General features: G+C 68.0%; 7 protein-coding genes. 5 read left to right on the forward strand and 2 right to left on the reverse strand.

Features of this window, described 5'->3' with window-relative positions; translation table 11 throughout:
• Positions 1 to 91: 91 nt before the first annotated feature.
• The 5 genes from GFD21_RS07805 to GFD21_RS07825 all read left to right on the forward strand — a co-directional run bounded on the left by GFD21_RS07805 (position 92) and on the right by GFD21_RS07825 (position 10,252).
• Positions 92 to 1,219: an ABC transporter ATP-binding protein gene (locus GFD21_RS07805; RefSeq protein ID WP_163197398.1), complete on the forward strand. Its 1,128-nt coding sequence runs from the start codon at positions 92 to 94 to the stop codon at positions 1,217 to 1,219.
• Positions 1,220 to 1,583: 364 nt separating this feature from the next.
• Positions 1,584 to 4,280: a hypothetical protein gene (locus GFD21_RS07810; RefSeq protein ID WP_163197400.1), complete on the forward strand. Its 2,697-nt coding sequence runs from the start codon at positions 1,584 to 1,586 to the stop codon at positions 4,278 to 4,280.
• A gap of 129 nt (positions 4,281 to 4,409) precedes the next feature.
• On the forward strand, positions 4,410 to 5,408 hold the full coding sequence (gene rlmB, locus GFD21_RS07815) for a 23S rRNA (guanosine(2251)-2'-O)-methyltransferase RlmB (RefSeq protein ID WP_163197402.1): 999 nt from the start codon (positions 4,410 to 4,412) through the stop codon (positions 5,406 to 5,408).
• 147 nt (positions 5,409 to 5,555) lie between these two features.
• Positions 5,556 to 6,959 (forward strand): DUF4032 domain-containing protein, encoded by a 1,404-nt coding sequence (locus GFD21_RS07820; protein WP_404801568.1) that lies wholly within the window; start codon positions 5,556 to 5,558, stop codon positions 6,957 to 6,959.
• A 359-nt stretch (positions 6,960 to 7,318) separates the two neighbouring features.
• Positions 7,319 to 10,252: a cation-translocating P-type ATPase gene (locus tag GFD21_RS07825; RefSeq protein WP_225431732.1), complete on the forward strand. Its 2,934-nt coding sequence runs from the start codon at positions 7,319 to 7,321 to the stop codon at positions 10,250 to 10,252.
• 153 nt (positions 10,253 to 10,405) lie between these two features.
• On the opposite strand, the gene GFD21_RS07830 is transcribed toward GFD21_RS07825, so the two are convergent.
• A complete protein-coding gene (locus GFD21_RS07830; protein WP_163197408.1) occupies positions 10,406 to 12,061 on the reverse strand; it encodes an FIVAR domain-containing protein in 1,656 nt (551 codons plus the stop codon).
• A gap of 161 nt (positions 12,062 to 12,222) precedes the next feature.
• Positions 12,223 to 12,804 (reverse strand): dCTP deaminase, encoded by a 582-nt coding sequence (gene dcd / locus GFD21_RS07835; RefSeq protein WP_163197409.1) that lies wholly within the window; start codon positions 12,802 to 12,804, stop codon positions 12,223 to 12,225.
• Positions 12,805 to 12,965 lie beyond the last annotated feature (161 nt).

The following is a 12,965-nucleotide window of genomic DNA, read 5'->3' on the forward strand; positions in this document are numbered from 1 at the left end:
GTGACGAACGGATCAAAGCACAGAAACCGCAAGTAATCCCTTTACAACGGATCGTGAGGCACGTACCTGCCTCTGAAAGGATGAATCAATCATGGCTGAAGTCGTTTTCGACCACGTCACTCGTATCTACCCGGGCAACGACAAGCCCTCCGTGGATGATCTGAACCTCGACATCAAGGACGGCGAGTTCCTCGTCCTCGTCGGCCCCTCCGGCTGCGGCAAGTCCACCACCCTGCGCATGCTCGCGGGTCTGGAGGAGGTCAACAAGGGCCGCATCCTCATCGGTGATAAGGACGTCACCACCATGCAGCCGAAGGACCGCGACATCGCCATGGTGTTCCAGAACTACGCGCTGTACCCGCACATGACCGTTGCCGACAACATGGGCTTCGCCCTGAAGATCGCCGGCACCCCGAAGGAGGAGATCCGCAAGCGCGTCGAAGAGGCCGCCAAGATCCTCGACCTGACCGAGTACCTCGACCGCAAGCCGAAGGCCCTCTCCGGCGGCCAGCGTCAGCGCGTTGCCATGGGCCGCGCCATCGTGCGTAAGCCGAAGGTCTTCCTCATGGACGAGCCGCTGTCCAACCTCGACGCCAAGCTCCGCGTCCAGACCCGTACCCAGATCGCCGCCCTGCAGCGCCAGCTCGGCGTCACCACCCTGTACGTGACCCACGACCAGACCGAGGCCCTGACGATGGGCGACCGCATCGCCGTCATCAAGCTCGGCATCCTGCAGCAGGTCGGCGCCCCGACCGAGCTGTACGATCGCCCGGCCAACGTCTTCGTCGCCGGCTTCATCGGCTCCCCGTCGATGAACATCAACGTGCACCCGGTGGTGAACGGCAAGGCCCAGATCGGTGAGGACACCGTCGACCTGCCGGCCGACGCCGTCAACAAGCTCACCCCGGAGGACGGCGGCAAGATCGTCGTCGGCTTCCGTCCGGAGGACGCCTCCCTGGCCCCGGCCGACGATCCGAACGCCTTCTCCCTGAAGGTCGTCAACGTCGAGGATCTCGGCTCCGACGGCTACATCTACGGCAACATCATCACCGATGGTTCCGCCGCCGAGGAGGCCCAGGTCATGTCCGACCAGAACAAGCTCACCACGGTCCGTGTGAACCCGCGTGCGCTGCCGAAGGTCGGCCAGACCGTCAAGATCAAGATCGATCCGGCCAAGATGCACCTGTTCGCCCCGTCGACCGAGCTGCGCATCAACTGATCGGCCGATATAAGACTTGGTCGGCTCGCCGTTGTCGGTGAACCGGCCAACCATTACACGAGACGTCTCTCTTCCTCTCTACTCCGTCTCGTGGAGAAAGCCCCGCTGCGTTGCGGGGCTTTCTTTTTGCCCGCCGCGGGCTCCGGGGCGGCCCGCCTCGTGCCGGGCCCGACGGCCCGATTATCGGGGCGGAACGGGGCTTGCGGGTCCGCATCATCGCCGCGTTACACTGGGCGGTGAGAAGCATTCACAGCGACAGCGGTAAGTCGCGGGGAGAGAAGAGCACCCTATGCAATGTCCGAAATGTCATTTCGATAACGACGACCAATCATCCTTCTGCGTGGAATGCGGCGCGAAACTGCCAGTGGCGGACTCCGACGCGACCGTCGCCTCGGGCGGCGTACCGCTGCCGGACGGCACGCCCGCCGCGTCCGATCACGCGGCGCAACCCGGCACGGTGCCGGTGCCGTTGCCCGACGGCGCCCGGTCCGCGCCCGAAACCCAGCCCGCCGCCGAGCCTGCCGCCGGGGCCGAACCGGATTCCGGGGCCGGTGAAGAAGCGGCCGGCGATTCGCCCGAAACGGCACCCGATGCGGACACCGCCGCCACCACGCCGATCGCGCCCGTCCCGTTGCCCGACGCGGATGCGTCGGCGGCCGTACCGGAGACGCCGGCCGTGCCGGTGCCGGACGGCGTCGCGGCGGCAACGGCGGCAACGGCCGCAACACCGGTTCCCGCGCCCGCGGCCGGTCCTGCCGCTCCCGCGCCCGCGGCAGCCGCCGCGCGCAAACCGCGTCCGAAGTGGATGATCCCGGCGATCGTGGCCGCCGTCGTGGCCGTGGTGGCCGCGATCGTGGGCGTGTGCGTCTACTTCTTCGTCATCAAGCCGTCGCAGAGCATCGGCTTCCAGTCCACCGTGCACGCCGCCGCCACCGACATGCCGCGCGTGTGCCGCGACCTGCTCGGCAGCGACGGCGACGTGTCGCAGGCGTTCGGCGTGAACGTCACCGCCGCCGAGCCGGGAAGCGACGAGGCCGACAACGGTGTGTGCGTCTACCGCGAGGACGGCGGCACCGCGCACAACGTGTACATCGGGTACACGCAAGGCGCCACGAAGGCCAGGGTGCAGGGCACCTCGGCCAACAAGCGCTACCGCATCTACCTCGCGGACAACGACTCCATCGTGAAGAACGGCGAGGCCGCGCAGCGTGCCGCCGACCTGTTCGGCAAGTCCGCGTCCCGCCTGACCGACGATTCGCAGGAATGGTCCTCCAAGCTGCCCACCATCGACTCCGGCAGCGTGGTGATCCCGAAGCAGACGGTCTGCAAGAACGGCCCGTGCACCGCGTTCCCGCAGGAGAACGGCGGTTCGTCCGATAAGAACGGTTCGTCCGACGGCAACAACGGGTCCAACGGTTCCGGTTCCGACAAGAACGGCTCCGGCAACGAATCCGGCAACGGCTCCGGCGACTCCGACATCCCCGCGGTGGGCGACTCCACGCCCGTCGCATACGCCTACGACTCCTCGCTGGCCCTGCTCGATAAACCGATCGCCGTCAAGGCGAAGCTCGACGACGGTTCCGTCTCCTACGTGAAGCCGGCCGACGGCCAGACGTTCCTCACGCTCGACTTCCGCCGCGCGCCCGCCAACGACTGCGACGAATCGGTGTGCTCCTGGAGCGCGAAACCCTCCGACAAGGCGACCCTGACCGTCGCCGGCAAGGCCTCGAAGGACGCGGACAACGTGCTCGCCGGCGTGGTCAAGAGCGATCGCCGCGCCCACGGCACGTTCGTCGCCTCCACCTCCGACTCCGACCCGCGCATCGAACTGTCCGTGACCGGCGACGGCAAGACGTACACGACCAAGCTGGACGTGAACGCCACGAAGACGAAGACCGCCGACGACCAGCTGCGCGAGACCGCCAAGACCAAGGCGGTCGAAAGCCTCAAGGGCAACGGCAAGATGTGCCCGTCGAGCTGCACCGCCACCGGCGCCGTGCTGTTCGACCATCCGGTGTGGGGGCGCACCGCCGTGGTCACGCTCGGCGTGGGCGGCGAGAACGGCACCGCACCCGGCATGTCCAACGTGAAGACGTACTCGGAGGGCTACGCGTACGCCATCGTGCCGCGCAGCGGGCAGGCGATGTACGGCCGCAGCGAGATTCCCGGCACCTACGAGCCGGCGCTGTCCATCGTGCCGGTGATGGACGCGGTGGACAAGGCCGGGCACATCGCGCTGGCCACGTTCTCCCACGCCAACGACGGCGAGTTGGACGAGCCGCTCGTGCTCGAACCGCAGGCGGACGGCACGCTCAAGAACGTCTCGCCCGATCCGGACAAGGCGAACGACGGCAACGGCGTGTGCCTGGCGACCATGTCCTCCGCCGGTGACCTCGACAAGAACGGCGTCGCCGCGTACACGTACAGCGGCAGCAACTGCTACACCAGCCTCGGCTATGACCGCAAGTGGACGTGGAGCGACGGCGGCTGGAAGGACTCCGCCGCGCCGCTGAGCGAGGCCACGGCCAAGAACAACGCGCTGTACATCGCGTACGTGCTGTACGGCGACTACGGCGTGGGCCCGAGCTCGGACGACCTGATCCCGGTGCTCTCGCCGAATGCGAACATCTACTCCTACGACACCTGCTCGGTCAAGCCGGCGTCGCAGGTGGGCGCCACCAGCCTGCACGGGGCGTCCGATGTGCTGCGCACGTCGTTGGAGACGCACTTCTTCTTCATGAGCTCCTCCAAGGGCGGGGACGACCTGTTCGCGCCGGCGAAGTACGATTCGACCGCCTGCCAGCAGTACCAGACGCCGAGCGGCATCAGCGGCCTCGGCGGCGCGGGCCCCAAGGGCAGCGTCTCGCTGGGCGACGTCAGCTACGACGCCTCGTCGCGCACGGCCACCATCGCCAGCACGACCCGGTGGACGGCGATGACCGGTTCGAATTCCAGCGATCCCGGCAATACCAGCGGCACGATCACCATCACGCTCGACGACAACGGCCTGCTGCTCAAGGCCGGCGCCACGAACTGGGGCTTCCCGTCGACGGGCTTCTGACGGTCGACGCCCCGGCGATATGCCCGCCCGGCGTCCCGATAGGCGAAGTGCCGGCGCGCTCCCCGCAAGGAACGCGCCGGCACTTCGCATACGCGGGCGTTGGGCTGGGGTGCTGGGACAATGACCCTTATGGTTACGAAGAAAGGACCGACCAAGGGGTCGGGTGGCAAGCATAGGAACGCGCTCCGCGGCAAGGGACCGACGCCCAAGGCCGAGGATCGCGTGTATCACAAGGCGTACGCGGCGAAGAAGGCCTCCGACCGCCGCAGGATGTCCGATCCGAGGCTCGCGGCGCGTCGTCGCGTCGACAAGTTCTCCTCGGCGGACACCTCCGATCTGGTGTTCGGCCGCAACTCGGTGCTCGAGGCGCTGCGCGTGGGCGTGCCGAGCTCGACGCTGTACGTGCTGTCGCGCATCGAGCACGACGACCGCACCCGCGAGATCGTCAAGCTGGCGGGCGTGCAGGGCCTGCACATGCTGGAGGCGGACCGTCTGGAGATGGACCGCATCGCCCGTTCCGGCAACCATCAGGGCGTGATCCTCAAGGTGCAGCCGTACCAGTACTCCTCGCTCGCGGAACTCGCCGACCGTGCGGACAAGAAGTCGCGCGCGATGGAGGCCGCGAACTCGGCGGCCGCCCGCATCGGCGCGCGCCCGCTGTTCATCGCGCTCGACGGCGTGACCGACCCGCAGAACCTGGGCGCGGTGATCCGTTCCGCCGCCGCGTTCGGCGCGAACGGCGTGATCCTGCCGGAGCGTCGCTCCGCCTCGGTGAACGCCGCCGCGTGGAAGGTGTCGGCCGGCGCGGCCGCGCACCTGCCGGTGTGCCGCGTCGTGAACCTGACGAAGGCCATCGAAAGCCTCAAGGAGCGCGGCTACTACGCGGTCGCGCTGGACGGCGGCGGCGACAAGCTGGTCGGCGAGACCGGTTTCGAGACCGATCCGCTGGTCGTGGTGCTCGGTTCGGAAGGCAAGGGCGTGAGCCGTCTCGTGCGCGAGGCGTGCGACGCGGTCGCCGGCATCCCGATCTCCAGCCAGGTCGAATCGCTCAACGCGTCCGTGGCGGCGGGCATCAGCCTGTACTCGGTCGCGAACGCGCGCCGCAAGGCCGGCGAGGCGGCCAAGTAAGGAAAGCCGCGCGGGCCGTCGGCGATAGACGGGCAGGGCATGGCCGGGCGCGGTCCCGGACATGCCCGGGCGCGGCAAACAGGTACAACCAGGTCACATAGGCATAACCAGGCAACAAGGTAGGTAGGCACGACGATGCAAGCATCGATGAATCTGTCGAAACTGGATCCGCGCGCGGCGAAGGCGACGAGCGTCCTCGCCGAGGCCGAGACCCCCGGCAACGCGGAGCCCCGGGCCCTGAACATCACGGCGGCGAGCTCGAACCCGAAGATGTTCACCCTGCCGTGGCACAAGCCGCTCGCCACCTGGCCGGAGGACCTGCTCGCCAACCTGCCGCGCGGCATCTCCCGCCACGTGGTGCGCTTCGTGCACGTCGGCGACGAGGTGTACGCGATGAAGGAGATCACGCGGCAGATGGCCGAGCGCGAGTACGAGATCCTGCGCCGCCTGCAGAAGCTCGAACTGCCGGCCGTGCGCCCGGTCGCCGTGGTGACGGGACGCCACAACAAGGAGGGCGAGCCGCTCGAGGCGATCCTCGTGACGAAGCACCTCAAGTTCTCGCTGCCGTACCGCGCCCTGTTCGCCCGCAACCTGCGCCCGGACACGGCCGAGCGTCTCATCGACGCGCTGGCCGTGCTGCTCGTGCGCCTGCACCTGGCCGGCTTCTACTGGGGCGACGTGTCCCTGTCGAACGTGCTGTTCCTGCGCGACGCCGACGCGTTCTCCGCGTTCCTCGTGGACGCCGAGACCGGCGACCTGCAGGTGAACCTCACCGAGGGACAGCGCGAATACGACATCGACCTGGCGCGCACGAACATCATCGGCGAACTCATGGATCTGAGCTCCGGCCAGCTGCTGCCCAGCGACGTGGACGAGATCGAGGTCGGCAACCGCCTGGTCGAGCGCTACCACTCGCTGTGGAGCGCGCTGACCGACACCGACAAGTTCGGCCCGGACGAGATGTGGAAGATCGAGAAGCGCGTCAACAAGCTCAACGAGCTCGGCTTCGACGTGGACGAGCTGGAGATGAAGACCGACGAGGACGGCAAGCGCGTGCTCGTGCGCCCGCGCGTCGTGGACGCCGGCTATGCGAACCGCAAGCTGCTGCGCCTCACCGGCCTCGACGTGCAGGAGAACCAGGCCCGTCGCCTGCTCAACGACCTCGACGCCTACCGTGCCTCCACGTGGCGCGAGGGCGAGGATCTGGAGATCGTCGCCACCGACTGGATGCGCGAGGTGTTCGAGCCGACCGTGCGTTCGATCCCGCGCGAATACCGTTCGCAGATCGAACCGGCCCAGTTCTTCCACGAGGTGCTCACCCACCGTTGGTTCCTCGCCGAGAAGGCCGGCCACGACGTGCCGATGAGCCAGGCCGTGACCAGCTACATCGAGGACGTGCTGCCCGGCCAGATGCTCGACAAGAAGGACATCGACACCCTCCTTGAGGAGGCCGATTCCGGCGTCGTCGACGACGAGTACACCTACAACGACCCCGACGACGACGGCTACAACCCCGACTTCGACCCCGACGCGGCCGTCTGGAGCCACTGAGCGGATAGTCCGGTGGACCGTCCGTAGGCCAACCGGTCATCCCGGGCATTGCGGTTCCCTCCATGGCAAACCATGGAGGGAACCGTGTTTTTAGGGGAAGGGCCCCGGCGCCCCCGGGCGACACGCGGTGGGCAACGGGCTGCGGCATGTCGGTGCCGGTACGGGAAAACGTGTGGAATAATGGGGCCACATGCTTCGGCGGCAGTCGCGCCGAAGCCCATAACCGCGCAGCATGCGGGCCGTCGGGGAGACAACCGGCGTGCATTCCCGTGTGCTGACTACTCCGCGGCTATACCAAGGAGATCACCATGGTTGATCGCACGCATGATCAATCCGCATCGCCCGCAACGAACGAGGGCATGCCATCGCAGACCGCTTCCGGCATCGGGCCGGACGGCATCCTCGACACGGATCCCAGCCTGACCGACGCGTTCGACGTCGCCGAAGCGCTGGACGTCGACCCGAACACCGGCCTGAGTTCGGCCGAGGCCGCACGCCGGCTCGAACGGTTCGGCCCGAACGAGCTGGCGGGGGCGCCGCCCGTGCCGAAATGGAGGAAGTTCCTCGCCCAGTTCCAGGATCCGCTCGTCTACCTGTTGCTCGCCGCCACCGTCATCTCCGTGATCGCGTGGTTCATCGAGAAGGCGAACGCCGTGCCCGGGGCGGAAGGCGGCGAGGCGCTGCCGTTCGACGCGATCGTCATCGTGCTCATCCTCATCGTCAACGCCGTGCTCGGCTACATCCAGGAGGCGAAGGCGGAGGCCGCCGTCGAAGCGCTCGCCGGCATGACGGCCCCCACCACATCCGTGCTGCGCGACGGCAAGGTCGTGCGCATCAACACCGTCGACGTCGTCCCCGGCGACATCATCGTGCTTGCGGAAGGCGACTCGGTCTCCGCGGACGGCCGCCTGTTCGCCGCGGCCAGCCTGCGCATCGCCGAAGCGTCGCTCACCGGCGAATCCGTGCCCGTCGGCAAGAAACCGGACACGTTGCGCGAGGCCAAGGCGCTCGGCGACCGCGCGAACATGATCTTCAACGGCACGTCCGTCACGCAGGGCACGGGCCGCGCCATCGTCACCGGCACCGGCATGGCCACGCAGGTCGGCAAGATCGCCGACATGCTCTCCGCCACCGAGGACGAGCAGACCCCGCTGCAGAAGGAGATGAACTACGTCTCCAAGATCCTCGGGATCGCCGTGGTCATCATCGCCGTGATCGTGCTCGCCGCGCTCGCGTTCCTCGAAGGCTTCAACGACATCCACGACGTCATCGACTCGCTGCTGCTCGCCGTCTCGCTCGCCGTGGCCGCCGTGCCGGAAGGCCTCGCCGCGATCCTCACCGTCGTGCTCGCGCTCGGCGTGCAGCGCATGGCCGCGCACAACGCGATCGTGAAGAAGCTCCACTCCGTCGAGACGCTCGGCTCCGCGTCCGTGATCTGCTCGGACAAGACCGGCACGCTGACACGCAACGAGATGACCGTCGAACGCATCGTCACCCCCAGCGGCGAAGTGCATCTCACCGGCACCGGCTACACGCCGGAAGGCACGATGACGGCCGCCGACGGGTCGCCGCTCTCCGGCGATCCGTCGCTCAGGGCGGAGGCGCTCGCCACGCTCGCCGCCGGCACGATCGCGAACGACGGCGACCTGCGCGAGGAGAACGGGCGATGGGAGGTCGTCGGCGACCCGACCGAGGTGTCGCTCATCGTCGCCGCGCGCAAGACCGGCGCGATGAAGGGGTACGACCGGTTCACGCGCGTCGCCGAAGTGCCGTTCACGTCCGAGCGCAAACGCATGTCCGTGATCGCGCAGGACTCGACGGAAGGCGGCAAACTCACCGTGTTCGCGAAGGGCGCGCCCGACGTGCTGCTCTCGTACTGCTCGCGCATCGCGGTCGGCGGGCAGGTGCGCCCGCTGACGGAAGGCGACCGCCAGACGATCCTCGCGACCGTCGAGAGGCTCTCCGGCGAGGCGTACCGCACGCTCGGCGAGGCGTACCGTCCGCTCGGCACCGCGAACCTGTCCGAAGTGCCGGGCATCACGGCGAACGCGGCCGGGCAGGTCGCGGACATCGCCGACCAGGCGGACGCGATCGAATCCGACCTCATCTGGAACGGCATGGTCGGCATCATCGACCCGCCGCGCACCGAAGTGCGCGACTCGGTGGCCGAGGCGCATCGCGCCGGCATCCGCGCCGTCATGATCACCGGCGACCATCCGCTGACCGCCGCACGCATCGCCTCCGACCTGGGCATCATCGACAAGGGCGGCAAGGCGCTCACCGGCGACCAGCTCGACGCGCTCGCCGACGACCGGGCCGCGTTCGACAAGGCCACGTCCGAAGTGTCCGTGTACGCGCGCGTCGCGCCCGAACACAAGCTGAAGATCGTCGAATCGCTGCAGCGGCAGGGCAACATCGTCGCGATGACCGGCGACGGCGTCAACGACGCCCCGGCCGTCAAGACCGCCGACATCGGCGTCGCGATGGGCATCACCGGCACCGAGGTCACCAAGCAGAGCGCGAAGATGATCCTCGCCGACGACAACTTCTCCACCATCGTGGCCGCCGTGCGCGAAGGCCGCGTGATCTTCGACAACATCCGCAAGTTCCTGCGCTACCTGCTGAGCTCCAACGTGGGCGAGGTGTTCACCGTGTTCTTCGGCGTCGTGCTCGCCGGATTCCTCGGCATCACGCAGCCCGAATCCACCGGCGTGACCGTGCCGCTGCTCGCCACGCAGCTGCTGTGGATCAACCTGCTCACCGACGCGGCGCCCGCGCTCGCGATGGGCGTCGACCCGCAGACCGAGGACGTGATGAACCGCAGGCCACGGCGCGTGACCGACCGTGTGATCGACGCCTCGATGTGGGGCGACATCGTCTTCGTCGGCCTCATCATGGCCGCCGTCACGCTCATCGGCATGGACATGCATCTGGCCGGCGGCCTGTTCACCGACCGTTCGGTGGATGCGCTCGGCCACGAGGCGCAGATGACCGAGGCGCGCACGATGGGCTTCACGATTCTCGTGTTCGCGCAGCTGTTTAACGCGCTCGCCTCGCGCTCCCACCTGCAGAGCGTGTTCGTCGGGCTGTTCTCGAACAAGTGGCTGTGGGGTGCGATCGGCCTGTCCGTCGTGCTGCAGCTCGTCGTGATCTACGTGCCGTTCCTCAACACCGCGTTCGGCACCACGCCGCTGAGCCCGCTGGCCTGGCTCGAATGCATCGGCCTCGCCGCGTTCGTGCTCGTCGCCTCCGAACTGCGCAAGTGCGTGCTGCGCGCGATGGCCGGGCGGTGACGCGGTGATGCGTTCCGATCGATGACGGCATGAAAGAAGCCCCTCGTGCGAGGGGCTTCTTTCATGTTTTCATGCACGATATGTGCGGGGCGTGGCGGCTGGCGTGTGCCGGGGGCGCACCGGATCGCGGCGTATTGCGCGGCTCGGCGGGGCTCAGTTCGAGCCGTTGGAGCCGTCGCCGGCATCCGTGCCGCCGGTTCCGGTTCCGGTGTTGGAGTCCGTGCCGGACCCCGAACCGGAGTTGTTCTGGTTCTGCTGCTGCGACTGGTTCTGTTGCTGTTGTTGCTGCTGGCTCTGCTGTTGTTGCTGGGCCTGCGCGTCGGCCTGCTGCTTGGCGGAGATCGACGCGTTCACGTCGGCCATGGCCTTCTCCAGCTGCGACTTGGCGTTGTTCACATCCGATTCGGACGGGTTCGACTGGCCGGCCACGTTGTTCGCGTTGCTGATCGCGTTCTGCAGCGCGGTGCGCGTGGACTCGTCCTGCACCTGGCCGGCGGAGCTGTTGAGCAGGCTCTGCGCGGAGGAGATCGAGCCGTTCAGGTCGGACTTGCGCGCATCCGAGGTCTTCGACCCCTTGCTCTTGGTCACCGCGTCCTCGGCGTCGTCGAGCTTGTCCTCCATGTCGTCGGCCTGCTTGCGCGTGTCCTTGAACTTGGTGGTGTTCTCCTTGAGCTCGTCCTTGGTCATGTCGGCCTTGCAGGTGGCGTCGGTCTTGATGTTGCCGGCGTCGGTGATGAGCTGGTTGAGCGTGGTGAGCGTGTTCGCGTCGCTCAACTGGTCCGCGGTGGTCGTGGACGCCGTCTGCTGGGCTTCGGTGACCTTCTCGTGCAGATCGTTCATGTCGTCGTTGTACTTGCTTTGCGCGCTCGTGCACGCCGCGTACAGCAGCTTGCCGCTGTTCGCGCGCACGAACATCACGACGCCCACGACCAGGGCGATGACGGCGATCGCCGCCACCACGATGGCGATGATCCTGCCGCGCGGCATCCCACGGCGTCCCTGCTTCCTGCCGCCCTTGCCGTTGCCGGAATCCTCGTCGCCATCCTCGTCCTCGTCGTTCGGGGCGATGGACGGCGGCATCGCGGCCTGGACCGCCGGCTGGTCGGCGGTCTGCGCGATGACGTCCGGACCGAAGACCTGCGTGGCCTCGCCGCCCGCCGCGGCCGCGGCGCCGCCGTCATACGGCTGGGCGACGGGGAACGGCTGGGCCGCAGGGAACGCCTGGGTGGGCTGTGCGGGCTGCGGTTGGCCGTACGCCTGTGTGGGCTGGCCGTACGCCTGGGTGGGCTGCGCACCGGGGAAGGCCTGGGCCGGCTGACCGTAGGCCTGCGTCGCCTGGGACGGCTGGAACGCCTGGGTCGGCTGCTCCGCGGCGGGCGCCGCCTGCGTGGGCTGTACGTACGCGGCCGTGGGCTGTGCGTACGCCTGGGTGGGCTGCGTCGGCTGCGCATACGGCGTCTGCATGGGCGCTGGTTGGCCGAATGCCTGCGTGGGCTGGTCCTGCGCCGGGAACGGCTGCGTGAACGCGTCATAGCCCTGTGCCGGCGTCTGCATGGGTGCCGGCTGGCCGTACGCCTGCGTGGCCGCGGCGTCGGCCGGTGCGTACCCCGGCATGGCGGGCGCGTCCGACGCGCTCGGCGCCGAGTGCCTGCCGTGCCGTCCGTGATGCTCGACCGGCGGCTGCACGGTCTGCGCCGGCTGCACGGTCTGCGCCGGCTGAACAGGCTGCGCCGGCTGCGCAGCTGGCGGCGTCTGTGGCGTCTGTCGGTTCTGGAAGTCGAAATGGAAGTCGCCGCTCGGGTCGGTCATCGGTCTCTCCTCACTCGTGTCTGTCCGCTCGGCGGTTCGTTGCCGTCGACGTCGCACTGTGTACCGTCATAGCAAAGGCGGCCGTCGCCGGCCGCCGAAGTCTTGCATACCGTATCGCCGCCGCACCGGAACGGGTGCGACGGCGATACGTGCGTGCGCGCTCAGTCGTCGATGTGCGCGCGGTAGAAGTTCTCGTAGGAACGGCTCGGCGTCGGGCCGCGCTGGCCCTGGTAATGCGAGCCGACGCCGGCGGATCCGTACGGATGCTCGGCGGGGGAGCTCAGCTGGAAGAAGCACATCTGCCCGATCTTCATGCCCGGCCACAGCTTCACCGGCAGCGTCGACACGTTCGACAGCTCCAACGTGATATGGCCTTCGAAGCCCGGGTCGATGAACCCGGCGGTCGAATGGGTGAGGATGCCGAGGCGACCCAGCGAGCTCTTGCCCTCCAGCCTGGCGGCGATCGTCGCATCGAGCTTGACGTACTCCCACGTGGCGCCGAGCGCGAACTCGCCCGGGTGCAGGATCCACGGCTCGTCCGGGTCGACGGCGAACTCCTCGGTGAGCGCGCCCTGGTTCTCGGACGGGTCGACGTAGGTGTATGCGTGATTGTTGAACAGACGGAAGAACCGGTCGAGCCTCACGTCGATCGAGGCCGGCTGGACCATCTCCGGGGTCCACGGGTCGAGCGAGATATGCCCTTCGGCCTGCGCGGCCAGAATGTCGCGGTCGGACAGCAGCATGAAAAGCTCCTCACGGACGGAATAGTACGAATGTGATATCGCCCACAAGCCTAGCGCCCACCCACAACACGCGCCCCTTCGATCGGCCCGGACCGGCCAGCCGGAGCCCGCCGTCCCCGATTCCCAGAAATCTCCCAGCCAAACACATCGGTAAGCACAGG

Origin of the sequence: Bifidobacterium platyrrhinorum, from assembly GCF_010667645.1 — a bacterium.
Lineage (GTDB): Bacteria > Actinomycetota > Actinomycetes > Actinomycetales > Bifidobacteriaceae > Bifidobacterium > Bifidobacterium platyrrhinorum.